Source organism: Agrobacterium sp. GD03872 (genome assembly GCF_029840625.1).
Classification (GTDB): Bacteria; Pseudomonadota; Alphaproteobacteria; order Rhizobiales; family Rhizobiaceae; genus Agrobacterium; species Agrobacterium fabrum_A.
On the sequence record NZ_JAOCCY010000003.1, the window covers coordinates 208,264 to 232,729 of the forward strand.

The window sequence follows — 24,466 nt, forward strand, 5'->3', positions numbered from 1 at the left end:
TCCGACACCCTGCCAGCCGCCGCGGGGGCGGATGGGACAATGGCATATGTTTGACTTCACGCCACCCGGCGAAGCGGAAAGGCGCATCGGTAACTCTGTTCCGGCATTGCTATAACGGCGGCCCGCTTAAGAAACCATGCAAAACCGCACCAAATTTCCGCACCGATTTTCATCTAACGTGATCGGCGGGAGGATGGTGTGACCTATTTGCGGGGATTGCGGGCAGTGAATTGCAATATCTGCTGGCGGCCGTTTTCAATCAGCCTTTCCATCTCGCGGCGGGCACCGGCCTCGTCGTGCAGGCGGAACGCCTCGACCAGCCGCAGATGCGAGGCGGAGACGTCGGAAATCTCATTGGGATCGGCTTCCGGATTACTCATCCGGAAAATGCCCGCCAGCGCCGCCTTTATCAGCGCACCGACGGTGCGCATGAACGGGTTGCCGGACATTTCGGTGATGAGGACATGGAAATTCATGTCCGCCAGCGCCCGCTTTTCCTTGGAATAGGCGGTATTGCCCATCTCATTGGCGTAAGCCGCAAGCCTTGCGATATCGGTATCCTTTGCCCTGATGGCGGCAAGCCCCGCGCCATAGGGCTCGAAAGCCTGACGGATGTCGTAAAGATGCAGCAGGAATTCATCGCTGACACCCGCCTCGAAATGCCAGAGCAGCACCTCGCTGTCGAACATGTTCCAGCTTTCGCGCTCCGTCACCCGGGTGCCGATACGCGCCTTGGGGGAAATCATGCCCTTGGCCGTCAGCGTCTTCATCGCTTCGCGCAGCACGGTGCGGGATACTTTCAGACGCTCCATCAGCTCGGCATCACCGGGCAGGATGTCACCCGTCCTGAAAGTGCCGGAGACGATATCGAGACCGAGCTTGTGAACGACCTGTGCATGATTTGTCCGCAGCTTTCGAAAACCGATCGCCGCATCGAGCATTCCGCGCTGCAAGTGCCATGTCCTTCCGTTCGGTTGGCGACTTCGGAAAAAATCGCGCCAGACGTGTGTATCTCACGTCACATTATAGTGAAAAACATCAAGTTGCGTGAAAAGCAAAGGCAAACTTCATCCATGCAGTAAAACGCATGAAAATAAGCAAGGCCGCACATGACACATGTGCGGCCTTGCTTCAGTAACGGTAAATAATCCGCATTATTGCGGCAGCTTATCGTCCACGCCGGCAACATAGAAGTTGAGGCCGAGCAGAACCTTGTCTTCCGCCTTCTCGCCAGCCTTCAGCCATTCCGAACCGTCCTGCTTCTTCACCGGGCCGGTGAAGGGGTGCAGCTCGCCCGACTTGATCTTGGCTTCGGTGTCCTCGGCCATCTTCTTCACGTCGTCAGGCATGTTGGTGTAGGGCGCCATGGTCAGGATGCCGTCCTTCAGGCCGTCCCAGACGGATTCGGACTTCCAGGTGCCATCGAGAAGAGCCTGTGTGCGCTTGATGTAATAGGCGCCCCAGGTGTCCTTGATGGCGGTCAGCTGCGTCTGCGGGCCGGCGGCGATCATGTCGGAGGCCTGACCGAAGGCCTTGATGCCGCGCTCAGCTGCAACCTGCATCGGCGCGGTGGTGTCGGTGTGCTGCGTCAGGATATCGACGCCCTGGTCGATCAGCGCCTTGGCGGCATCGGCTTCCTTGCCGGGGTCGAACCAGGTATTGGCCCAGACGACCTTGACCTTGAAGTCCGGATTGACCGACTGCGCGCCGAGAACGAAGGCGTCGATGCCCATCACCACTTCCGGGATCGGGAAGGAAGCGATGTAACCGGCAAGACCCTTCTGCGACATCTTCGCGGCAATCTGGCCCTGAATATAACGGCCTTCATAGAAGCGCGAATTATAGGTCGCGACGTTTTCAGCGGTCTTGAAGCCGGTGGCGTGCTCGAACTTCACCTTGGGGAACTTCTGGGCGACCTTCACGGTCGCATCCATGAAGCCGAAGGAGGTGGTGAACACCAGCTCACAGCCCGAGCGAGCCATGCGCTCGATGGCGCGTTCGGCATCCGGGCCTTCCGGCACGCTTTCGAGGAACGGCGTTTCGATCTTGTCGCCGAAATGCGCCTGCAGTTCCTGGCGGCCGATATCATGCGCCTGCGTCCAGCCGCCGTCGGTCTTTGAACCGACATAGATGAAGCAGACCTTCTTGGCGTCGGCGGCTTCCGCCGAGGAAACGACGCCGCCGAGCGCCGCGACGGAGGCGGCAAGTGCGATGACCAGTTTTTTCATTTTTACCCCTGTTGGTTTGGAGACTTGAGACTTCTTCACCTGTCCGGCACGAAGGATTTGCCCAGCGATGCCGGTGTATTGATCAAGGTCGTGCGGCGATTATGCGAGATGATGACCAGCACGACAATAGTTGCAAGGTAAGGTAGCGCCGAAAGCAGCTGCGACGGCACGCCGATACCGAATGCCTGCGCATGCAACTGCCCGATGGTGACGGCGCCGAACAGATAACCGCCGGCCAAAAGCCGCCATGGACGCCATGAGGCGAAGACGACGAGCGCCAGCGCAATCCAGCCGCGCCCGGCCGACATGTTCTCCACCCATTGCGGCGTATAGACTAGCGACAGTTGCGCACCCGCAAGACCGGCGCAGGCGCCGCCGAACATGACCGCCAGATACCGCGTGCGAATGACATTGATGCCAAGCGCATGGGCTGAGGCGTGATTATCGCCGATGGCGCGGATTTTCAGGCCCGTGCGGCTTTTGAACAAGAACCAGCTGATGCCGAAGACCAGCGCGATGGACATGTAGAAGATCAGGTCCTGCCGGAACAGCAGCGGCCCGATGAAGGGGATGTCCGACAGCAGCGGAAAGACGATGGGTTGCAGCTTGATGCCCGGCAGGCCGACGAAACTTTCCCCCAGCATGCCGGAGACGCCGAGGCCGAGAATGGTAAGCGCAAGACCCGTCGCCACCTGGTTGGTGACGAGCGTCAGCGTCAGGAAACCGAACAGCAGCGAAAATACTGCGCCGGAAGCAATGCCGGCCAGAATGCCGAGATAGGGAGAACCCGTCATATGCGCGGCGGCGAAGGCGCAGACCGCGCCCATGATCATCATGCCCTCGACGCCGAGATTGAGGACGCCCGAACGCTCCGCCACAAGCTCGCCAGAAGCGGCGATCACAAGCGGCGTGGCGGCGGTGATGACGGTGAGGAGGATGGCCTGAAGCATATCCATCATGCCGCTCCCTGCTTGTTATGCGCCTTGCCGGTGAAGACGACCCTGATGCGGTAAAAGATCAGCGTATCGCAGGACAATACGAAGAACAGCATCAACCCCTGAAACACGCGTGTCACCTTGTCCGACACACCAATCGAAAGCTGCGCCGCCTCGCCACCGAGATAGGTCAGCGCCAGCACCAGCCCTGACAGAATGATGCCGAGCGGATTGAGACGGCCGAGAAAAGCGACGATGATGGCGGTAAAGCCGTAACCCGGCGAAATGCTGGGCTGGAGATGGCCGATGGAACCGGAAGCCTCCGAAATGCCCGCAAGCCCGGCCAGCGCGCCGGAAAGCAACAGTGAAAACCACACCATGCGGCTGGAGGAGAAACCGGCGAAGCGCCCTGCCCGCGCCGATTGGCCGAGCACGGTGACCTCGAAGCCCTTGAGCATGTAGCGCATCATGAACCACAGCGCGATGGCCGCGACGATGGCGAACACGAAACCCCAATGCGCCCGGCCGGACGCCAGCATTTCCGGCAGCACGGCGCTATCGTTGAAAGGCTTGGTCTGCGGGAAGTTGTAACCGCCCGGATCGCGCCAGATGCCGCGCGTCAACCAGTCGAGGAAAAGCTGCGCGACATAAACCAGCATCAGGCTGACGAGGATTTCATTGGTGTTGAACTTCGTCTTCAACAGCGCCGGAATACCGGCATAAAGCGCGCCGCCGACAGCGCCCATCACCATCATCAGCGGCAGGATGAGCGGCGAATGCCAGTCGGGATAAAGAACCGGCAGGATGGAACCGGTGATCGCGCCGATGGTGAATTGCCCTTCCGCGCCGATATTCCAGTTATTGGAGCGATAACAGATGGAAAGGCCAACGCCGATCAGGATCAGCGGTGCGGCCTTGATCGCCAGTTCATGCAGCGACCAGACCTCCAGCAGCGGCTCGACAAAAAAGGCGTAAAGCGCATGGGCCGGGTTCTTGCCGAGCATGGCGAACATGACGGCGCCGACCAGCAGCGTCAGCACCAGCGCCAGAAGCGGCGACAGCAGGGTGAAAAGCTTCGAGACCCCTGCGCGTTTTTCAAGCTCAATGCGCATGCTGGGCGGCTCCCGAATGTGACGTGTGAATGCCGCCCATCAAAAGGCCGATCTTTTCCAGCGTCATCTCCTCCACCGGATGGGCCTCGGAAAGCTTACCATCGGAAATGACAGCGATATTGGTGGCGACCTCGAAGATTTCATCGAGATCCTGGCTGATGACGATAACGGCCGAGCCAGCCTTGGCAAGATCGACAAGCGCCTGGCGGATGCGGCTTGCCGCACCGGCATCCACGCCCCAGGTCGGCTGGTTGACAACAAGCACGGCCGGCTGGCGGTCGAGCTCGCGCCCGACGATAAATTTCTGCAGGTTGCCGCCGGACAGCGATCCCGCAAGCGGATCGGCACCGCTCTTACGGACATCCATGGTTTCCGAAATGCGCCGCGCCGCCGCCCTGATGGCCGACCCCCTGACGATGCGCAGGAAACCGCCGGTCAGAAACGCCTTGCGGTCGGAACGCGCCCGCGCCAGGAGCAGATTGTCGGAAAGGCTCATGCCGGGAACGGCAGCGTGGCCGTGGCGCTCCTCGGGAACGAAACCTGCACCCATCAGCCGCCGGCCATTGATGCCGATACGGCCGACCGGCTTGCCGCGCAGATGGATGGCGTCGTTATTATAAACGGGATATTCGCCTGAGAGCGCATCGAACAGCTCGCCCTGCCCGTTGCCGGCCACACCGGCAATCGCCAGTACCTCGCCGGCGCGCACGTTCATCGAAATCGATTTCAGCGCTACCGCAAATGGCGTGCGCGGCGCAACCGAAAGCCCCATGACCTCAATCTGCGGCGCGCCGAGCACTTCGCCCGTTGCCCGCGAAACGCTTGCGACATCGCTGCCGACCATCATGCGCGCCAGAGATGCGGGCGTTTCCTTGCGCGGATCGCAGGCGCCCGTCACCTTGCCGTGGCGCAGGACGGTGGCGCGATCGCAGATGCGCTGCACCTCTTCAAGACGATGGCTGATATAAAGCACGGAACGGCCTTCGGCCTTCAGCTTTTCCAGCGTCTCGAACAGCTTGTCGGCCTCCTGCGGCGTCAAAACCGAGGTCGGCTCGTCGAGAATGATGAGACGCGGGTTCTGCAGCAGGGCGCGGACAATCTCGATCCGCTGGCGCTCGCCAACAGAAAGATCGGCCACATGCGCATAAGGATCGAGCGGCAGGCCATAGGCGCGCGACAGCGTTTCCGCCTCCCTGGCGATTTCCTTCAGCGAAATTTTCGGATCGAGCGAGAGGGCTATGTTTTCGGCGACCGTCAGCGCCTCGAACAGGGAAAAATGCTGGAAGACCATGCCGATGCCGAGGCTTCGGGCCTCGCTTGGCGAACCGACGGAAACCGGCCGGCCCTGCCAGACGATATCACCCTCGGTCGGAGAAAGGACACCGAACAGCATCTTGACGAGCGTGGATTTGCCCGCGCCGTTTTCCCCCAGAAGCGCATGGATTTCGCCCGGCGCAATATCGAGATCGATGCCGTTGCAGGCGGCGAAATTGCCGAACAGCTTGGTCAGCTTGCGAACCGACAGGAGAGGCGTGGCCTCCGGCGCCAAAGTTCCAGTCACGAGTTCCCTCTCTCACCGGCCATCCGTACCTTCTGCGAGGCGTTTCAACAGCCGTGGTAATTGTTCCCAATCGCGCCGCAAGTCGTATGCAATGCTGCGCCATCATGATGTATTGATAACTGTTTTGCTGCTGCGCACAACTGAAAAAGACGCTGCTTAAATGCAATTTGCACAAACAATAAACAGCTTTATCTTTTCATCATTTCGCGCCGAGTGACGGGAAAAACTGCAGAATTCCGCCAATGCAATAGAGGTAGATGCCACTCGCCAAGAAGCCGATTACCGCCCATGTCGGCGTCTGGAAATGCATCAGCAGCGCGTAGCCGCCAAGCGTACACCAGATGAACACCACAAAGAGATTGAGCGGCCGCAGCCGCTTCACCCGCACCGGATGCAGGAAATTGATCGGCAGAAATGTCAGGAACACCGAAACCGTCACCACGATCATGGCCGTGGTCGCGCTTGCATCCATCACGAACAGGGTAAAGATCACCATGTTCCACACGACGGGAAAACCCGAGAAGAAATATTCATCCGTCTTCATGCCCATATCGGCATAATAGATGGCGCTGGACACCACGATCATGCCGGCGGCGACGAAGGACCATGGTTCACCGATCATGCCGCTCTGGTACAGTGCAAAGGCGGGCAGGAGCACGTAGGTCACGTAGTCGATGATGTTGTCGAGCGTATCGCCGGACCAGTTGGGCAGAACTTCCTTCACCCGGACCTTGCGGGCGATGGGACCGTCTATGCCATCCACCAGAAGCGCAAGTCCCAGCCACCAGAACATGTCGACAAAGCGGTGTTCGGAAGCGGCGACGACCCCGAGAAAAGCCAGGAACGACCCCGACGCCGTCAGAATATGAACGGAAAAGGCGCGGATTTCCGCGTAGGGAACACGCTTGTAGTTGAAAATTTTCATGGTCAGCGTCTGCGCCCCGTTTTTTCATCCGCCCTGTTCATTCCGGTATGCGGCCATTCACCACGCTTTGCAACCGGCCCAATCCGCTTATCCTAGGACTAATATGGCAGGGCAACCAACGAATCTTCACAACCGGATGTTCCGCAGCCGAAGTGGATTTACCCGCGCAAAGCCTTTATGATGTCTTGCAGATAAGAACGGATCAGGACCATGAGACACTTCGATATCGCCATAACAGGTGCGGGACTTGCGGGCCAGATCGCGGCCATCGCGCTGGCGCGGGCGGGCCGCCACGTGGCGCTCGTCGCACCTTCCAGCGACAGGAAGGACCAGCGCACCACGGCGCTGATGGACCAGTCCATCCGTTTCATGGATCGTCTCGGCCTGTGGTCGCGCATCGCGCCTTCGGCCGCACGCCTTTCCACCATGCAGATCATCGACGGCACCGACCGCCTGCTGCGTGCGCCCACCGTGCAGTTCCGTTCCTCCGAAATCGGGCTCGACGCCTTTGGCTGGAACATCCCCAACGAGGCTTTGCTCGGCGTTCTGAGCGAAGCGGTCGGGCAGGAACACAATATTACTCGCCTCGACACCTCCGCCGAGACGATCGACATCGGCAACGACCGCGTGACGGTGACGCTTGCGGACGGCGAGACGCTCTCCGCCGATTTCCTCATCGGTGCGGATGGCCGCAAATCGATGGTGCGGGATGCCGCCGGCATCGGCGTCAAATCCTGGTCCTATCCGCAGACGGCCATTGTCCTGAACTTCGGCCATAGCCGGTCGCATGGCAATGTCTCGACGGAATTCCACACCCCCACCGGCCCTTTCACGCAGGTTCCCCTGCCCGGAAACCGCTCCAGCCTCGTCTGGGTCGTCACCCCGCAACAGGCGGAGGAATTGACGGCGCTGCCGCTTGCGGCGCTCGGCCTCCGGATCGAGGAGCGCATGCAATCCATGCTCGGAGCCGTCACCGTCGAAGACAGCGTGCAGGCATGGCCGCTCTCTTCCATGACGGCGCATCGTTTCGGCAAGGGCCGCGTGGCCCTGATCGGCGAGGCTGCACATGGTTTTCCGCCCATCGGCGCGCAGGGGCTGAACCTCAGCCTGCGCGACATCATCGCCCTGACGGAATTGCTGAGCGCCGTCTCCGACCGGCCGATTGCCGCCGATGCCGGCAGCAGCTTCGACCGCAGGCGGCGGGCGGATGTCTACAGCCGCACGCTGAGCGTCGATCTCCTGAACCGCTCTCTGCTTTCCGACCTCCTGCCGGTGCAGATGGCGCGCGCGGCGGGCCTGCACGTACTTTCCGGCATCGGCACGCTCAGAAGCATGGTCATGCGCGAAGGCATCGAGCCCGGTCGTGGGCTGAAGGCCCTGCCCTCGCTGCTGTTCGGCAGCTTCAAAAAGGCTGGATGAAATACACCACGCCGGTCAACGTGAGGACCGACAGCACGGTCGAGATGAGAATCGTCGCCGACGCCCGCTCCTGCCAGACATGATATTGCTGGCCGATGACGAAGACATTCGTCGCGGTCGGCAGCGCGGCCAAAAGCACGGCCGAATAGATCCACACCGGCTCGAACCGCCCGAGCGAAGAGAGCACGAGATAAGCGGCGAGCGGATGCAGGATCAACTTTGCCGGCACGATGTAACTGATTTCCACCGGCACCCGCTTCATCGGCCGAAGCGCCAGCGTCACGCCCATGGCGAAGAGAGCGCAGGGCGCCGCCGATTGCGCCAGATAATCCACCAGCCGCTGCACCGCCTCCGGCGGCTGCCATGACAGCGAGGCTGCCAGAAAGCCGGCGATCACCGACACGATGAAGGGATGGGTGATGACCTTGCGCGCCACATCCAGCGCAAGCTTCGCCGGGGAGCGTTTGTCACCGCCTGCAACCGCCATCATCGCCGGGGCGACAATGAAATGCGCGGCATTTTCCAGACAGACGATCAGCGCTACCGGCACCGCCGCCTTCTCGCCAAGCGCCAGAAGCGCAAGGCCCGGCCCCATATAGCCGATATTGCCGTAGCTCGCCGCGAAGCTCTGGATGGTCGTTTCGGCGAGGCTGTTTTTCCGCACGAACCGGCCGATCAGGAACACAAGGAGGAAAATGCCATAGGTGCAGGCAAGGCTGGCGGCGACGAAATCCATCCGCGCCAGTTCTTCCACCGGCGTTTTCGAGACAAGCTTGAAAAACAGCGCCGGCAGCGCGGCATAGATGATGAAAGTGTTCAGCCAGCCCATCGCCTCGACGGGCTGCTTCGTGATCCGCGCCGCACCGTAACCGATGAGGATCAGGCCGAAAAACGGCAACAGCAATCCGACGATATCGGCCACGATCATTCCCCTGCCAGTAATCTCCGCGGCAGGCTTAGCCGATTTTCATCAGGATCGGAAAGGTCTCCTGGAACCAGATCGCCACATTGGTGATAAAACCGGACATGAAGGCGAGACCGGTCAGCACCAGCAACACGCCCAGCAGCTTTTCCACGAGGCCGAGATGGCGGCGGAAACGGACGAGGAAACGCATGAAGGAACCGGAGAAGGCGGCCGCAATCCAGAACGGCACCGCAAGGCCGAGCGAATAGACCGCAAGCAGCGCCGCACCGTCGCCCACCGTATCGCGTGCGGCGGCGACGCCAAGGATCGCCCCCAGAACCGGACCGATGCAGGGCGTCCAGCCGAAGGCGAAGGCAAGGCCCATGACATAGGCCCCGGACAGGGTGGCAGGTTTGCCCGCCCCCTGAAACCGCGCCTCGCGCGAAAACAGGCCGATGCGGAACACGCCGAGGAAATTCAGGCCCATGAGGATGATGATGAAACCGCCGATCTTGGCGAGAATGTCGAGATTCTGGCGCAGAAGCGTGCCGATCGTCGAGGCGCCGGCCCCCAGCGCCACGAAAACAGTGGCGAAACCGAGCGTGAAGAAGAAGGCCGAAAACAGCACGGCCCTGCGAATCTCCGGCCGCGGCGCGGTATCTTCCGTCCTGAACTGCTCGACCGAAACACCCGCCATATAACAGAGATAAGGCGGCACCAGCGGCAGAACGCAGGGCGACAGAAACGAGAGAGCGCCGGCCAGAAGCGCGCTGAACAGGGAAATATCGGCAATCGACAAGAAAGAACTCCGCATCCCGCAAAGCCGCCGCGATTCTCCGGATTCGCCGCCGCTTCACGCTTCATTTTCGTGCATGTCATTGCCGCAAAAGGATTTCACCCCTCTGGCCGACACGCCTGAAGCCGGTTTTATCCCCAGCCGCCTTCTCTCTCCAATCACCTTTTCGGGGGTGCGACAAAAAAAACCGGATTGATTGTCGAAACAGCTTTTTTTGGGTTGACCGAACGGATCGCTCTACCTATGTTCCGCGCACTTCCGAAGGGCAGCCAAGCCCCGACATGGGAGAGCGTAGCTCAGCCGGTAGAGCAACTGACTTTTAATCAGTAGGTCCAGGGTTCGAATCCCTGCGCTCTCACCACAAAAATCAATCATTTAACAATAAAGCCGGCCTGATTTCAGGCAAATCATCCCTGCACCTGTCTTCCATGGTCTGAGAGGTGAGATGATCTCCCATCTGCCGAAGGCTGGTATCCGGAGCTGCGGCCGTGCGGGCAAAGGAAGGCATCCTCCGCGCAGACCTCGAAATCCTTCTTGTCACACATTGGACCTGAGCGAAAAAAATCCGGCCTCCATGTTTACGGCGGCCGAACCTCGCCTCAGCGCGCCGCCACGGCCTCTTGCCGGCGCTGCCTGCTCCCCTCCTTGCGTCTGAAAAGCTTGATCAACGGCCTTTCGAACAGGAAATGCGCAAGGACCGACACGGTCAATGCAACGATGACGATGACAATCCCGGAAAGAAATCCGGGCGCCAGAAGCTTATGGACGATCGAAATCACCAGGCCGTGCAGAAGATAAAGCGCATAGGAGGAATCCCCGACAATCTCGACGGGCTTCAACAAGCGTCTGGGCCAGAACCCGGCATTCTCAAGCCACACGCATCCCGCCACAAGGAAAAAGGCAGGCACGCCCCACGTCATCAGGCGTAACATTCCGGATTGCTCGCTTATCAGAGCCGCAGCAACGAAACCCGTCAATGCCACGACAAGTGCTGCGATACCCGCCTGCATTCCCTGAAACATAAAGCGCGACAGCAGCAGACCACCAAGGAACTCCAGCAAAAGCGGCGATGTCCAGGTCTGCATGAAGGGGGATTGCCAGTCGAAAACCTGCCCCAGAATCGCCATGACGGACAGGATGCCGACCGTTACGGCCAGCGGCGCGCGCAGAGCAAGCCCGAGCGCAAAGACAATATAGAAGAACATTTCCATATTGAGCGTCCAGCCCACGACCAGCAGGGGAACCACCTCACCGTTGTCTCCGGCATATGGAACAAAAAGCAGCGATTTCCATAGATGTTCGAGGGTGAAGGTGAAGGTGGAAAAAACGCCCGCCATTGCACCGGCGCACATTACCAGGGTCACAGCCCAGTATAGGGGCACGATACGGACCAGCCGGTGATATAAAAACGCTCCCGGCCCCACCGTCGTTGCGAAGGATCCCATGATAAGGCCGGAGATGACAAAAAAGACATCCACGCCCGCCGCTCCAATCGTAAATGGTTCGCCGATTATATGAAACAGCAGGACCGAAAACGCCGCGAGCGCCCGCAGAAACTGGATGGAATAAACCTTTTGCATTGCCGCTCCTGAAGTCCTCAGCCGTTCACGTCCTTCGCCTCGAATACAGACGGAGGCGGCGGGTCACACCATATCGAAAAAGTCACGGAATTACCCTAATTACGATGCTTGCAAGGATTGATGATGTATATGTTCAAAAAATACTTAAAATCTGACGAACCCGCCGGCCATAGATATTCGCCCTGGAAACAACCATCGCATATGCCATTGCGTAACCATCCTGTTCACGGACATTTATATGCCGCGACATCGTCGATTTTGATAGTGTCGGCATAGTCTTCAGGATCTGGTATCCCGGCCGGACCCCTCCCGCCGACGGGTTCAGAACGAAGTAGAACGGAACATTGAATGACCCTGCTCCAGCGTAAAATCCCGATATTCCCGACAACGGATCACTATCATTCCGTGCATTACATATAACTAAAAAATAGCATTTCTGCAGGATATTCATGTAATCGGGATAAGTTCGGACACCGTCTGCGCAGCCATGGAAACAGGAAGAGAACAACCCCTTATGGATGCAGTGCACGAAGAACAGGGGCGTGGCTACTGGCGGGACATATTGTTTTATGTGACGTTCTTCTACTTCACGGTCGGCTTCTTGCCCTATGTCTCGCTCTCGTCGACCTATCAGGGGTCGGCCATGGCGGCCGGCTCCAACCTGGTCAATCAGCTAACCGCAATCACCCTGCTTTTCTGTTTCGTGACTTTCATGGCGAAGGAACGCTCGTTCTCGCTCGTCTTCACACCACGTCTGCTGATGACGGCGATCTTCGGCTGGTATGCCTTCACCTCGATAGTCGGGCAAGCACCGACGTTTTCATTGCGGCGGCTCGCCATGTGCGCCATCATCTCCGTCCTTGCCAGCTGCTTTCTGCAATTGCCGCGCACGGAAAGGCATTTCACCACGATGCTGGCCGCCTGCGTGTGGCTTATCCTGTTCCTGTGTTATTTCGGTATCGTCGCTTTACCCGCACGGTCAATTCACCAGGCCAGCGACGCGCTGGAGCCGTTTCTCGCAGGCAACTGGCGCGGCGTCTTCAATCACAAGAATGAAGCCGCCTCGATCATGTCGGTGCTGATCATCATCGGAATCTACCTTTGCAAACGCTGGTCCTTTTTCGGAGGGCTGATGGTTCTCATCCTGTCGCTGATCTTTCTGGTCAAGTCGGGCGGCAAGACGGCGCTTGGGCTGATGCCTATCATCATTGGCACGGGCTGGTTCATCGTGCGCTGGCCCCGATGGCGCTACACGGTCGTGACGCTGCTGATGGTGGTTTTCGCCGTCGTGGTCGTCGGCACCACAGTCGATCCGGTGTTTTCGCAGATGCTGACCCGCATGGGGATCGACGCCAGCTTCACGGGCAGAACCGATATCTGGACCATCGCCATAGATTATATGCGTGAGAGACCGATCCTCGGATACGGTTATCAGGCCTTCTGGCGCAGTGATGCCCTGATGTCGAGTTTCATTGAAAGCAACAGTTGGGCGGCGACCGCTCCGGCTGCGCATAATGGCTATTTCGACCTTGTGCTTGCGGGCGGCGTGCCCGGCCTGGTGCTGGTGCTGGTGTGGATTTATCTTCTGCCGCTTCATTATCTTGGCAAAATGGATGAGACGACGCGCAAGAGCCCGCTGACACGGCTTTATGTCGGCGTCTGGCTTTACGTGCTCTTTTACGCATTTCTGGAAACGATCGTCCTGCTGAGCGCCGGTTTTATCTGGTTTTTCTTTATCGTTGCCGTGATCGGCCTGCATCTGCAGGCGAATGCCGGCCTCGTCGAGGACGAAGAGCGCCCCAAGGGGAAACCGGAACCGGCCTGAACCCCTGGTGTGATGCGGACAGGCGATACCGCACCCGCTACGATCCGCTGCCCTGCGGGTTAACCTGCCAATCGCCCGGCCAATAGGCTGGCCGCCCTGCTCCATCCGCCGCCGGGCCGCCTCTTCCACGAGGCTGAATGCATTTTGAGACGGCAGCGAAAATTAAGCGGGCAGCGCCGGGTCTAATATTCCGGCAAGCCCGACCGGGAGATCATTTGCGCGGAGCGGTACGGCGGCAGCGCCAGTTCCAGTCTCTTGGCTCACCCGTGTCCATATGGACCGATTCGGTGTGGCAATAGGTGCCGACGCCACCGCGTTCCGGCAGGGAACGCAGATAGGTGGCGAGTTCCCATTTGGAGACGCCCTTGATCTGGATATCGGCGGCATCGCAGGTATAGTGCTTGGAGCCCTGCCTTATGCCCTTCGGCGGACGATAGCCCGAGGTGACGATCGCAGGGCTGTTATAGTGGCGCTCCACATCCTTGATCATCCGCACCAGTTCCGGCTTGAAGCAGCCAACTTCGACGCGGTCCGTCTGCAGGAAAAGCCCGTTCGGAGAGACGCGGGTGAGGCCCGAGAGCGAAGCGAGCTTCATCAGGCCGGTCGGCTGGTCATCCTCTTCATCGAGATGGGCGTCATCGAATTCGTCGGACATCATCGAGCGGCCGGAAAGCGCAATGCCCATCGTCCCGTCCGCGGCTCCGGGCAAGGCGGCGACCTGCGTTTTGCCCGCAGTGCCGCTTTCAATCATCTTCGGCAGCCGCTTCTTGGCCGCGCCGGCGAAAAACGCCGCGAGCGTCACACCTTTGCCTTCACTCTCCTGCCCCTCGCCCGTCGCCCCGGCGTTGATTGCAGGCTGCGCAGCAGCGACCTGCTCCGGCTGCGGCACAGGAACGGCGGCAGGCTGACGATTTTCACTGCGCTGTTCCACCGGCGCCTGAGCGGTCGCCGGAGCCTGGACAGGCGCGGAGATTGGCTGAGGCTGAGGTTGCGCCGCCTGCACCGGCGCCGAATAGACGCTGCTGACGGCGGGAATGATTTTCTGGGAAGGAGCACCCGTGGCGGCGGCCGTGCCTGGCGCCCCCGCCGCACCGGCGGGCACGGCTGCGGATGCGGTGGAATAGATGCTGGTTGTCCCGGCGGAAATCGCTGTCGGCTGCGTCGTCAAGCCACCGATATCGGGGGCGGCGCCATAGGCCTGCGCCGGGCCGCCCGACGCCTGCGGCTGGGCGGGCGTCGCCGCTCCGGCCGCAGATGCCACGGCCGGATCCACATATTGCCCCGGCTGCGCACCGGCCGCGGGAGTGGCCGCGGCCGAAGCGGCGGTTTGCGGCGTCTGTTGTGCGGCAATTTCCGGCTTCTTGGTACTGGCGGCCATCTCATCGTCGGTCACCGCCGAAACGCATCCGGAAAGCCCGAGCAGCGAAACCGCGACGACAAGACGCTGACGGACAAGACGTCCCTTCGCGCTCTCGACAGTTTTCATGAGTGGCCTCCGTATCTTGCATTTCCAACGGCAGCACGGGAACGGAATCGTGTGCTTCCCCAAAACGGAACCAGCCGTTTTGATTCGCGGACTATGCCTCATCCCATCCGGACAAGGCAAGAGCGCCCGAAAACGCCGCTACCCACCGGAAAATTGCTACCAGGAACCGGTATTCTGCATAGATATCCACGGTTCGGCTGGTGCGAGGCTTTCGCCCTTCTGCAGAATTTCGAAGGAAATGCCATCCGGAGAGCGCACGAAGGCCATGTGCCCATCGCGCGGCGGCCGGTTGATGACGACGCCGTTCTGCTGAAGACGGGCGCAGAACTCATAGATATTGTCGACCTCATAGGCCAGATGGCCGAAGTTGCGTCCGCCGGTATAGTCCTCAGTGTCCCAGTTATAGGTGAGCTCGAGGCTTGGCGCCTTTTTTTCCCTGGCCGCAGCAATGTCGTCACGCGCGGCAAGAAACACCAGAGTGAAACGGCCTTTTTCGTTCTCGATTCGGCGTATTTCCGTGAGACCCAACAGGTCGACATAGAATTTAAGTGATTCGCCAAGGTCTTTGACGCGAACCATCGTGTGCAGATACCGCATTTTATTCCTCTCCATTACACGGGTCCGAAGCCGTTAAACGCATGATGGCAAGCCCCGGACAAGGACGGCGACATAAAAGCAGCTGCGCAAATCAAAAACTAGGGCTTGCGTGGAACCGTTACCAAGATGTTAATCTGGCGCACAGGAATCAGTTGACCGGTGTATGGCGCGTAATCGAGGGGTTGGCAGGATATGGCTGATAGGATGTCATCGAAAACGATAGTCGATGTCGAGGACCTTTCGGGCGATGCCGTGGACCTGACCGAAATTACCGGCGTCGTGAAGTGGTTCGATGTCGCCAAGGGTTTCGGCTTCATCGTGCCTGACAACGGCACCCAGGATGTGCTGCTGCACGTCTCCTGCCTGCGCCGTGACGGTTACCAGACAATCCTTGAAGGAACGCGCATCGTCGCCCTCATCCAGCGGCGCGACCGCGGTTTCCAGGCTTTCCGCATCCTGTCCATGGACCAGTCGACCGCCGTTCATCCCTCGCAGCTGCCGCCGGTGCGCACCCATGTGCAGGTAACGCCTTCGAGCGGGCTTGAGCGCGCCATCGTCAAGTGGTTCAACCGCACCAAGGGTTTCGGCTTCCTGACGCGCGGCGAAGGAACGGAAGATATTTTCGTGCATATGGAAACGCTGCGCCGTTTCGGCCTGACGGAGCTTCGTCCCGGCCAGGTGGTGCTGGTGCGTTACGGCGATGGCGACAAGGGCTTGATGGCGGCGGAAATCCATCCCGACAACCCGGTTTCCGTCGGGATGTCGCATTGATGTCCGCCCTGCGTCATATGGTGAAAAGCGCCATTATGGCGCTTGTTTTTTTAACGCTCGCCGGCGCCGCCCAGGCACAGGAACGCCAGACCTTCACGTCAGAGCCGCTCACTATTGAAACAGCTTCCGGCCAGACCCACGACTTCACCGCCGAACTGGCGCTTAACGATGCCCAGCGCGCGCAGGGCCTGATGTTCCGCAAGTCCATGGCGCCGGAAAACGGCATGCTGTTCGATTTCGGTGAAGCGCGCGATGTCGCCATGTGGATGCGCAACACGCTCATCCCGCTCGATATGCTGTTCATCGCCCGTGACGGGCGCATCACCCATATTCATGAAAACGCGGTCCCGCATTCGGAAGCGATCATCAGCTCCCGCGGTCCGGTGAAATTTGTGCTTGAACTGAATGGCGGCGCCGCGAAACGTTATGGCATCAAGCCGGGCGATATGGTCCGCAGTGCGCAGATCGGCAACCGGAAATGACCCTGCAGCGTTATTGTATCTGAACGAGCCGGACGAGGTTTCGCCCGGCTGACGTAATGTTCAGTAGACCGGCTCGATATGGCTCAAAATCCGGCAATTGGAAATGGAAGCGGCAAGGTTGATGGCGATGTCGATCGCCTCGACCGAATCGGCTGTGCCTTCCAGATAGATCACATCATTTTCGACAGTCGCCGAAATACGCGACTTCTCAAGACCCGATTCGAAGGCGAGAGCCGAGGTGATCGCCTGGCAAACGCCAGCCATGCGGTCTCCGAAGAAGCTTTCCTGAATGCCTGACAAATTGAACATATGCGTTCTCCTTCTTATGGACACAACAACGCCCTGAGGGCGGTTTTGTTCATCTCCGGTTCATCTATTTGTTCATCTTCCATTCATCTTGGAAAATTGGAACCCCCTGATCGATCACATTTTAGGTGATCGGGAACCATTTCGTGAGGCGGGCATTTCGCGCATGGGAGAGTGAAAGGCCCTCAAGGCAGGTAAAACAGGGAGGAAATTGACATGCTGATTCACAGGACCGAGCCGTGTCACCACGCCTCGTGGATGAAGCCGGTGGCGATCCACCTGCCGCTGTGCGTCGCTGTGGAGATCTACAGCCCGCTGGTGGCGCTTGATATGCTGATGTACCGCTGGCCCGAGGAACACGGGCCGGAATATGAGGAGGCGCGCAGGAACTGCCTCGATGCCATCGCCGGCAGATGCGACATCGAAAAAGCACGGGAATCGTTTCTCATTGCAAGCAGCCATGCCCATATCCTGAACGTCCACTAAAATTCAATCGACCGTCATGACGATTGAGCCCTTCCCCGCGGAGGGCTTTTCTTTACGTGGGGCCTGCGCAGCGCCTTCATGCACAAGGCAGCCCATCTGCCAGCCGATAATGACATGTAACTGTCACGCAAACGTTATAATCCGCATGAACGAATTCCATGGAATCGATTGGCGGGCAGTCCGCCGAAAGCTTGGGAGTGGAACTGGCCAGCATGGAAACTGTCTTTGCCCTTTGCGCAATTCTGCTCCTCGGCTTCAATCTTCTCGGCATCGTTCTCGCCGGCTGGCGCCTGACGAGGCGGGACGCCGAAAACGATCTCGTCCGGCAAAAACCGCCGGTCTCGCTTGTTGTACCGTTGCGTGGCGTTGAAAACTTCACGCCCCTAACGCTGTCACGCGCTTTCCAGCTCAACTGGCCCGATTACGAGCTGCTGTTCTGCGTCGCCGATGAGTTCGATCCCGTAATCGCCGAAGTCCGCAAGGCCGAGGCTGCCTTTCCCTCTGTTCCAATGCAATTGCTCATCGGCGATGACCGCATCAGCGCCAATCCGAAACTGAACAATTGCGTCAAGGGCTGGCGGACCGCCCGACATGAGTGGGTGATTCTCGCCGATTCGAACGTGCTGATGCCGAAATCCTATATTGCGACCATGATGTCGGCCTGGCGGCAGGATAGCGGGCTTGTCTGCTCACCGCCGCTCGGCTCCCGGCCGGTGGGTTTCTGGGCGCATGTGGAATGCGCCTTCCTCAACGGCTCGCAGGGCCGCTGGCAATATGCGGCGGAAGCGATCGGCATGGGTTTCGCGCAGGGCAAGTCGATGTTGTGGAACAAGCCGTTCCTGGAGGATAATGGCGGCATTCGCGCACTCGCCGCTGAAATTGCCGAAGACGCCGCCTCGACGAAGCTGGTGCGAAATGCCGGCCGCAAGGTGCATCTGGTTTCCGCCCCCTTCGAACAGCCGCTCGGCCAGCGCCATGCCGGCGAGATCTGGTCGCGCCAGACGCGCTGGGCGCGGCTGAGACGCGTGACCTTCCCGCAATATTTCGCCCCCGAAATCCTCACCGGTGCGCTTCCCCCACTTCTCTTCGCGCTCGCCGCAGCCGCCATGATGGATGTGAACCTCGCCGCAACCGCCCTTGCCGTCCTCGCGCTCATGTACATACCGGAACTGGCGCTCGCCGCCCTTAACGGCTGGCCGGTATCTCTCCATACGCTGCCGGCCATGATCGCCCGGGACATGATCATGCCCGCCGTCTGGACCCGAAGCTGGATCGGCAGCGCGGTGGCGTGGCGCGGCAACGTCATGACGATAGGCACTGCGGAGAGCACTCTGGCCGGTCCGTCAGCGGAATAAATAGCGGATTTTGAAAGACGTTACGCCGAAAAGCTGATGTACTGCTTCAAAATGGTCGGAGTGGAGAGATTCGAACTCCCGACCCTCTGGTCCCAAACCAGATGCGCTACCAGACTGCGCTACACTCCGCCGAGGCGATGGCTGGGGAAATACACGGTTCACCCGCAGTCCGCAACAGGGAAATTCATCTTTGTTCAACCACGGCCCCGACGGGCCGAATGCAACCCCGAAATGGCAGCGCGCGAACGGACAGCAGGGGGATAATCGTCTTGACTCTCACCTGAAGTCAGTCCATTTCAAATTCAACGTCCCTGACACGATTTGGTTATTCTATTCAGGTACGTGATGAATGATCCGGGGTGTTTCGCCCCACTGTCCAACCGGAGCAGTTTCGACATGTCTGCGAAGATTTACCGCCCTGCAAAAACCGCCATGCAATCCGGCAAGGCGAAGACCAATGTCTGGGTTCTGGAATTCGACGCCGAGGTTCCGCGCAAGATCGATCCGATCATGGGCTACACCTCCAGTTCCGACATGAAGCAGCAGCTCAAGCTGACATTCGAGACGCAGGAACAGGCCGAAGCCTATGCCCAGCGCAAGGGCATCGAATACCGCGTCATCCAGCCGAAGGAAGCAACCCGCAAGGTGGTTTCCTACACCGACAATTTCCGTTTCAACCGCACCCAGCCCTGGACGCACTGAAACACGACGATCAAGGTTTTTGCCGGAGTATCGATTGCCCGGCATGACGGCCCCTTAGCTCAACTGGATAGAGCAACTGCCTTCTAAGCAGTAGGTCGCAGGTTCGAGTCCTGCAGGGGTCGCCACCGCTTCTCACATTATCCATGAATGACTGGTTTGGGTCTGTGGCTGTGCGCCAACAGCAGTTATAGGCCCAGATCGTTCAGCTTCACCGTCGATCCATTGCCGACATTTGCGCTGCTGCATATTTGATGTTTTGTTTAGGCTCGAACGGCTGGCCTGACCAAGAGAGGAACTTCAATGCAAAAGAAAGCAGTGCTCCTCGATCGCGCCCAATGGGCCGAAAAAGAGAGCGTATGGCAAGGTGAGTTCCAAGGGCGTGCATTTGGCACAAATGTTTCGGTCATGTTTTATACCACGGACGAAATTGGCCGCGGCCCCAGGCTACACAAGCATCTCTATGATGAAGTCTTTATAGTGCGGCAAGGTCGAGCGCTTTTTACCGTTGGAGAACAGCAGTTTGAAGCTAGGGAGGGCCAAATCGTGTTTGGACCAGCCAACTTACCGCACAAGTACATTAACATGGGTCCGGGTCGCCTTGAGATGACGGACATTCATGTCACTGATGAATTTGCTCAAGAAGACTTGGAGTAGTCATCGGCTAATTCCCACACTCTTTGCGGTTTTCTCACTCGGGCGCAATGTACGATAGCTTAGGCCAATAGCCGTCATCAGAATCAGCCGCAGCGCCCCACCCGCGTTAGCCAACTTGCGCCTTCCATCCTCCTCCCCAGCAAGAGCGCCAGCCCTTTACCTTACCCCTGCCCCATCAGCGTAAAATACCCCCACACCGCCACGAAAAACGCGATAACAGCCACAATCGTCAGCGCCTTCTTCGCTTTCGGCCCGAGCGGTTCGCGCGGTTTTTTCGGCGGCACCGGTTTGCGGAACTTCACCACATTGTCGTTCATTTCATCATCGTCCTGGCTGTCGCTGCTGAAACCTCAGCCATATCCGTGGCATCGGCCTTTTCAATGCTTATATCTACCAGACCAGAACTATCATAAATATTACCAAGTTTTCACTTCACCCTCAGGGCAAGCTATGTCACTTCCCACAATCAGAGGAATACTACGGCGACAGATGGACGGACAAACCGGAGAGCGGCGGCAACCCTCTGTGGTATTTTGAACTTTGCGGGTGACGAGAATGAATGACGCCAATACGAGTGGCAGCAATACCGAAAACAGCCAGCCCGATCTGCGCGAGATTCTGGGAACGAACAGAAACGGCCGCAAGAAAAAGTCGCGCCGGTATCTCTATGCCGCAGCAGCCCTTGTGCTGATTGGCGGCGGCCTTGGTTATTATTATCAATCACGTGCGGCGGGTGTCGCCTATAGCTACACCACCGAAGCGGCGCGCCAGGGCGATCTCTCGGTCATCGTCACCTCCACCGGCTCGGTTCAGCCGACGGATCAGGTCGATATATCGAGCGAACTGTCCGGCACGGTGCGCAAGGTCAACGTCACCTATAACAGCCCGGTCAAGGCCGGGGAAGTGTTGGCGGAGCTGGATACCAACAAGCTCGAAGCCGACGTGCAGAGCGCCCGCGCCAAGCTCGCCTCCGCCAAGGCCAATGTGCTGAAGGCGCGCGCCGATCTCGGTTCGGCCAAAACCTCCATGGAACGCCTGAAATCGCTCGTGCAGAACCGCGTTTCCAGCCAGCAGGATCTGGATGCGGCGCAGTTCACCCACGATGCAGCCGCCGCAACGCTTGAAGTCAATGAGGCGACCGTGCTTTCGGCGGAAGCGGATCTGAGGCTTGCCGAGGTCAATCTCGGCAAGGCCAAGATTGTCTCGCCCATCGATGGCGTCATCCTCACCCGCAGCGTCGATCCCGGCGCCACCGTCGCCTCCTCGCTCAACGCCCCTGTTCTCTTCACCATCGCCGGCGATCTGCGCCACATGGAATTGCAGGTCTCGGTGGATGAGGCGGATGTCGGCAAGGTCGAAACCGGCCAGAAGGCCAATTTTAACGTCGATGCCTATCCCGACCGCAGCTTTCCGGCCGAGATCGAAACCGTGCGCTTCGCCTCGGAAACCGTATCCAACGTGGTGACCTACAAGGGCATATTGACGGTCGACAATGAGGAATTGCTGCTGCGCCCCGGCATGACGGCGACCGCCAACATCATCGTCGAGGAAATCAAGGATGCGCTGCTGGTGCCGAATTCCGCGCTTCGTTATACACCGCCGCGCGAATCCGCCTCCCGTGGCGGCGGGCTGATGAGCCTGTTTCGCCCGCCGCGCATGGGCCGCTCGCAGAACCGCGATGCCGGCCAGGCGGCAACGGCCAAAAGAACGGTCTGGGTGCTGCGCAACAACAATCCGGTCTCCGTCGCCATCGAAACCGGTTCCACCGACGGCCAGCATACCGTGGTGAAATCGGGCGAGTTGAAAGCCGATGATCAGGTGATTACCGACGCAACGGCCCGCAACGCCGGCTGACGGAGGACAAGCCCATGCAACAGCCGCCGCTCATCGAATTCCGCAATGTCGTCAAGCAATATGGCCGCGGCGAAGCAACCATCCGCGCGCTCGATGGCGTCAGCCTGTCAATCCGCGAAAAGGAATTCGTCGCCATCATGGGACCGTCAGGCTCCGGCAAATCCACGTCGATGAACATTATCGGCTGTCTGGATGTGCCGACAGCTGGCGAATATCTGTTTCAGGGCGTGCCGACCAGCGGCTTCGACAATGAACATCTGACGCTGCTGCGCCGGCATATGCTCGGCTTCGTGTTTCAGGGCTTCAATCTGCTGTCGCGCACCTCGGCGGTGGAAAATGTCGAGCTGCCGCTGGTCTATCGCGGCATGAAGGCCTCGGAGCGGCGCGCCCGCGCCATGGAGGCGCTGGCGCAGGTGGGTCTGAAAGGCCGCGAGGATCACACCACGCAGGAGCTTTCCGGCGGCCAGCAGCAGCGTGTGGCCATTGCGCGCGCCATCGTCACCCGCCCTGCCCTGCTTCTCGCCGACGAGCCGACCGGCAATCTCGATACGAAAACCAGCGCCGAGATCATGGATCTTATCACCTCCCTCAACCGCGACAGGGGCATCACGGTCGTCATGGTCACCCATGAAGAGGATATCGCCGCCCATGCCGGGCGTCTCCTGCGTTTCGTCGATGGCCATCTTGCCTCCGACAGCGCGACGGACAAAAAGGAGACCGCCGATGTTCTTTGAAACGTCGCGTCTTGCGCTGCGCGCCATCAGCCGAAACCTGCTGCGCTCCTTCCTGACCGTGCTCGGCGTCGTCATCGGTGTGGCCGCCGTCATCGCCATGGTCACCATCGGCAATGGCACGACCGAACAGGTGAAATCGGAACTGTCGCGGCTCGGCACCAACATGCTGTTCGTGCGCCCAGGCCAGTTCGGGCCCGGCCGTGCCAGCACCGAAGCCAAGCGCTTCGATGATCGCGATGTCGAGGCCATCCGCAACCAGATCAGCGGCGTGCGTGCCGTGGCGCCGCAGAACCGCAGCTCCGCCGCCACCGTCATTTTCGGCGGCAAGAACCACCAGACAAGCGTCATCGGCACCACCAATGATTATCTGATCGCGCAGGACTGGACCATCGCGCTCGGGCGCGATTTCCAGCCGGCCGAAGATCGCGGCGGCCAGATCGGCTGCATCATCGGCGAAACGGTGCGGCAGGAACTCTTCGGTGCAGAGAACCCGGTGGGGCAGACGATCCGCGTCAGCAACATCTCCTGCCCCGTCATCGGTGTGCTGGGCAGGAAAGGCCAGTCCGGCCTCGGCGACGATCAGGACGACACGGTCATCATGCCGCTTAAGATCCACCAGCGGCGCATCGGCGGCACCACCACCATTTCCTCGATCATGGTTTCGGCGCAGGATGGCGTTTCGACTGCCAAGGTGCAGAGTGACCTGCAGAACCTGCTGCGCGAACGCCGCCGCATCGGCATCGGCCGCGAGGATGATTTTACCGTCAACGACATGACACAGATCGCCTCGGCCATGACCGGAACGACGACGCTGCTGACCGGGCTTTTGGGCGCAGTCGCAGCCGTCAGCCTGCTGGTTGGCGGCATCGGCATCATGAACATCATGCTGGTCTCGGTGACGGAACGCACCCGCGAGATCGGCATTCGCCTCGCCATCGGCGCGCTGGAGAAGCAGGTCCTGACGCAGTTTCTGGTGGAAGCCGTGATGCTCTCCGCCTTCGGCGGCATCGTCGGCATCCTGACCGGCCTCGGTCTGGCTTACGGCGTGGTCAGTTTCCTCAACGTGCCCTTCGTCACCAGCCCATCCATCATCTTCCTCGCCTTCGCCTTCTCGGCCGCCATCGGGGTGATTTTCGGCTATTTCCCGGCGCGACGGGCGGCAAGCCTGAGCCCGATCGAGGCTTTGCGGCACGAGTGAGACAAGCCGTCGAGGCTGCAACGGCCTCAACGGAACAAGGTTGACAATTTACGGAGGGCTTCGATGTTCAAATCGGTATCGGACAGCGCCGCCGCCGCGGACGGTGGTTCGCTCGCGCTCTTCGTGGAACGAATTGACGGACAGACGGAGGTGTTTGTGATCAATCGCTCCCTCGCATCACGCGGAACACCCGACTACAACAAGGTCAGCTCGAGCCTGCGGTCACTTACCGAGGAGGATTGCGGGATGATCGCCGCGGCTCTCGAGCCTCTATTGACGACGACGCCATCGGTTCATCCACTGGCGGATTTTATCGATACGCTGAAACAGCAATCATGATCCTTCGAAAGCTGATTTGCGCGGGGCGCAGTTTGCGGAAAAAGAAGCTAAAACCTCTCATCCGTCATCCTCTGGCTTGACCCGAGGATCTACAAAGGGCTCAAGGGATTTGACGGGGATGGATCCTCGGGTCAAGCCCGAGGATGACGTCGTGTTTGTGGGAGCGCTGTGTGCATAAGAAAGGTCTGTCTCTCCATCACAGAGATAACGTAACCAA

The 24,466-nt window shown here is 59.5% G+C and carries 25 protein-coding genes and 3 tRNA genes; 14 read left to right on the top strand and 14 right to left on the bottom strand.

Annotated elements, in window-relative coordinates; genetic code table 11:
* Positions 1-203 precede the first annotated feature (203 nt).
* From N5D22_RS08545 to pcsA, 6 genes are all read right to left on the bottom strand, one after another.
* Entirely contained in the window at positions 204-941 is a 738-nt protein-coding gene (locus tag N5D22_RS08545; protein WP_279657309.1) for a FadR/GntR family transcriptional regulator, read from the bottom strand.
* Positions 942-1,154: 213 nt separating this feature from the next.
* Complete coding sequence (locus N5D22_RS08550; RefSeq protein ID WP_279657173.1) at positions 1,155-2,228, bottom strand: BMP family ABC transporter substrate-binding protein; 1,074 nt, start codon at positions 2,226-2,228, stop codon at positions 1,155-1,157.
* A gap of 35 nt (positions 2,229-2,263) precedes the next feature.
* Complete coding sequence (locus N5D22_RS08555) at positions 2,264-3,184, bottom strand: ABC transporter permease (RefSeq protein ID WP_279657172.1); 921 nt, start codon at positions 3,182-3,184, stop codon at positions 2,264-2,266.
* Positions 3,184-4,275: an ABC transporter permease gene (locus N5D22_RS08560; protein WP_279657171.1), complete on the bottom strand. Its 1,092-nt coding sequence runs from the start codon at positions 4,273-4,275 to the stop codon at positions 3,184-3,186. The genes N5D22_RS08555 and N5D22_RS08560 overlap by 1 nt, the downstream gene beginning before the upstream one ends.
* Entirely contained in the window at positions 4,265-5,824 is a 1,560-nt protein-coding gene (locus N5D22_RS08565) for an ABC transporter ATP-binding protein (protein WP_279657308.1), read from the bottom strand. Before N5D22_RS08565 ends, N5D22_RS08560 begins: the two co-directional genes overlap by 11 nt.
* A gap of 211 nt (positions 5,825-6,035) precedes the next feature.
* On the bottom strand, positions 6,036-6,761 hold the full coding sequence (gene pcsA / locus N5D22_RS08570) for a phosphatidylcholine synthase (protein ID WP_279657170.1): 726 nt from the start codon (positions 6,759-6,761) through the stop codon (positions 6,036-6,038).
* 210 nt (positions 6,762-6,971) lie between these two features.
* Here pcsA and N5D22_RS08575 point away from each other — a divergent pair, with 210 nt between their 5' ends.
* Entirely contained in the window at positions 6,972-8,180 is a 1,209-nt protein-coding gene (locus N5D22_RS08575) for a UbiH/UbiF family hydroxylase (protein WP_279657169.1), read from the top strand.
* Here N5D22_RS08575 and N5D22_RS08580 read toward each other — a convergent pair.
* Positions 8,164-9,102 carry an AEC family transporter gene (locus N5D22_RS08580; protein ID WP_279657168.1) on the bottom strand — a complete coding sequence of 313 codons (939 nt, stop codon included), beginning with the start codon at positions 9,100-9,102 and terminating at the stop codon, positions 8,164-8,166. The two genes, N5D22_RS08575 and N5D22_RS08580, sit on opposite strands and share 17 nt — an antisense overlap.
* A 34-nt stretch (positions 9,103-9,136) precedes the next feature.
* Entirely contained in the window at positions 9,137-9,883 is a 747-nt protein-coding gene (locus N5D22_RS08585; RefSeq protein ID WP_003507996.1) for a cytochrome c biogenesis CcdA family protein, read from the bottom strand.
* A 282-nt stretch (positions 9,884-10,165) separates the two neighbouring features.
* Between N5D22_RS08585 and N5D22_RS08590 the strand changes: the two genes are divergently transcribed.
* A tRNA-Lys gene (locus tag N5D22_RS08590) sits at positions 10,166-10,241 on the top strand.
* Positions 10,242-10,479: 238 nt separating this feature from the next.
* Here N5D22_RS08590 and uppZ read toward each other — a convergent pair.
* On the bottom strand, positions 10,480-11,460 hold the full coding sequence (gene uppZ / locus N5D22_RS08595; protein WP_279657167.1) for a polysaccharide biosynthesis acyltransferase UppZ: 981 nt from the start codon (positions 11,458-11,460) through the stop codon (positions 10,480-10,482).
* Positions 11,461-11,974: 514 nt separating this feature from the next.
* Between uppZ and N5D22_RS08600 the strand changes: the two genes are divergently transcribed.
* The gene (locus N5D22_RS08600; RefSeq protein ID WP_279657166.1) at positions 11,975-13,285 is read left to right on the top strand and encodes an O-antigen ligase; all 1,311 of its coding nucleotides are present in this window, start codon (positions 11,975-11,977) and stop codon (positions 13,283-13,285) included.
* Positions 13,286-13,496: 211 nt separating this feature from the next.
* Here the strand turns inward: N5D22_RS08600 and N5D22_RS08605 are convergent, their stop codons facing one another.
* Together N5D22_RS08605 and gloA are read right to left on the bottom strand one after the other, a co-directional pair.
* Positions 13,497-14,771 (bottom strand): YcbK family protein, encoded by a 1,275-nt coding sequence (locus tag N5D22_RS08605; RefSeq protein ID WP_279657165.1) that lies wholly within the window; start codon positions 14,769-14,771, stop codon positions 13,497-13,499.
* Between the two features lie 156 nt (positions 14,772-14,927).
* On the bottom strand, positions 14,928-15,368 hold the full coding sequence (gene gloA / locus N5D22_RS08610) for a lactoylglutathione lyase (protein WP_279657164.1): 441 nt from the start codon (positions 15,366-15,368) through the stop codon (positions 14,928-14,930).
* 192 nt (positions 15,369-15,560) lie between these two features.
* On the opposite strand from gloA, the gene N5D22_RS08615 reads away from it, so the two are divergent.
* Together N5D22_RS08615 and N5D22_RS08620 are read left to right on the top strand one after the other, a co-directional pair.
* On the top strand, positions 15,561-16,139 hold the full coding sequence (locus N5D22_RS08615; RefSeq protein WP_059760312.1) for a cold-shock protein: 579 nt from the start codon (positions 15,561-15,563) through the stop codon (positions 16,137-16,139).
* A complete protein-coding gene (locus N5D22_RS08620) occupies positions 16,139-16,621 on the top strand; it encodes a DUF192 domain-containing protein (protein WP_279657163.1) in 483 nt (160 codons plus the stop codon). Before N5D22_RS08615 ends, N5D22_RS08620 begins: the two co-directional genes overlap by 1 nt.
* Positions 16,622-16,681: 60 nt before the next feature.
* On the opposite strand, the gene N5D22_RS08625 is transcribed toward N5D22_RS08620, so the two are convergent.
* Positions 16,682-16,930: a BON domain-containing protein gene (locus tag N5D22_RS08625; protein ID WP_003522642.1), complete on the bottom strand. Its 249-nt coding sequence runs from the start codon at positions 16,928-16,930 to the stop codon at positions 16,682-16,684.
* Positions 16,931-17,143: 213 nt separating this feature from the next.
* Between N5D22_RS08625 and N5D22_RS08630 the strand changes: the two genes are divergently transcribed.
* A complete protein-coding gene (locus N5D22_RS08630; protein ID WP_279657162.1) occupies positions 17,144-17,413 on the top strand; it encodes a DUF982 domain-containing protein in 270 nt (89 codons plus the stop codon).
* Between the two features lie 212 nt (positions 17,414-17,625).
* Positions 17,626-18,768, top strand: a complete 1,143-nt coding sequence (locus N5D22_RS08635; protein WP_279657307.1) for a ceramide glucosyltransferase — start codon at positions 17,626-17,628, stop codon at positions 18,766-18,768.
* A gap of 52 nt (positions 18,769-18,820) precedes the next feature.
* Here the strand turns inward: N5D22_RS08635 and N5D22_RS08640 are convergent.
* A tRNA-Pro gene (locus N5D22_RS08640) sits at positions 18,821-18,897 on the bottom strand.
* A gap of 267 nt (positions 18,898-19,164) precedes the next feature.
* Between N5D22_RS08640 and N5D22_RS08645 the strand changes: the two genes are divergently transcribed.
* From N5D22_RS08645 to N5D22_RS08655, 3 genes are all read left to right on the top strand, one after another.
* On the top strand, positions 19,165-19,470 hold the full coding sequence (locus N5D22_RS08645; RefSeq protein ID WP_003507982.1) for an ETC complex I subunit: 306 nt from the start codon (positions 19,165-19,167) through the stop codon (positions 19,468-19,470).
* 48 nt (positions 19,471-19,518) lie between these two features.
* A tRNA-Arg gene (locus N5D22_RS08650) sits at positions 19,519-19,595 on the top strand.
* A gap of 175 nt (positions 19,596-19,770) precedes the next feature.
* The gene (locus N5D22_RS08655) at positions 19,771-20,124 is read left to right on the top strand and encodes a cupin domain-containing protein (protein ID WP_279657160.1); all 354 of its coding nucleotides are present in this window, start codon (positions 19,771-19,773) and stop codon (positions 20,122-20,124) included.
* A gap of 161 nt (positions 20,125-20,285) precedes the next feature.
* On the opposite strand, the gene N5D22_RS08660 is transcribed toward N5D22_RS08655, so the two are convergent.
* The gene (locus tag N5D22_RS08660) at positions 20,286-20,441 is read right to left on the bottom strand and encodes a hypothetical protein (RefSeq protein ID WP_142779371.1); all 156 of its coding nucleotides are present in this window, start codon (positions 20,439-20,441) and stop codon (positions 20,286-20,288) included.
* A gap of 238 nt (positions 20,442-20,679) precedes the next feature.
* Here N5D22_RS08660 and N5D22_RS08665 point away from each other — a divergent pair, with 238 nt between their 5' ends.
* The 4 genes from N5D22_RS08665 to N5D22_RS08680 all read left to right on the top strand — a co-directional run bounded on the left by N5D22_RS08665 (position 20,680) and on the right by N5D22_RS08680 (position 24,249).
* Complete coding sequence (locus N5D22_RS08665) at positions 20,680-21,978, top strand: efflux RND transporter periplasmic adaptor subunit (protein WP_279657159.1); 1,299 nt, start codon at positions 20,680-20,682, stop codon at positions 21,976-21,978.
* Between the two features lie 14 nt (positions 21,979-21,992).
* Positions 21,993-22,712, top strand: coding sequence for an ABC transporter ATP-binding protein (locus N5D22_RS08670; RefSeq protein ID WP_003495418.1), 720 nt, complete (start codon positions 21,993-21,995; stop codon positions 22,710-22,712).
* Complete coding sequence (locus N5D22_RS08675) at positions 22,702-23,910, top strand: ABC transporter permease (protein ID WP_082182509.1); 1,209 nt, start codon at positions 22,702-22,704, stop codon at positions 23,908-23,910. The genes N5D22_RS08670 and N5D22_RS08675 overlap by 11 nt, the downstream gene beginning before the upstream one ends.
* A 63-nt stretch (positions 23,911-23,973) precedes the next feature.
* A complete protein-coding gene (locus N5D22_RS08680; RefSeq protein ID WP_279657158.1) occupies positions 23,974-24,249 on the top strand; it encodes a hypothetical protein in 276 nt (91 codons plus the stop codon).
* Positions 24,250-24,466 lie beyond the last annotated feature (217 nt).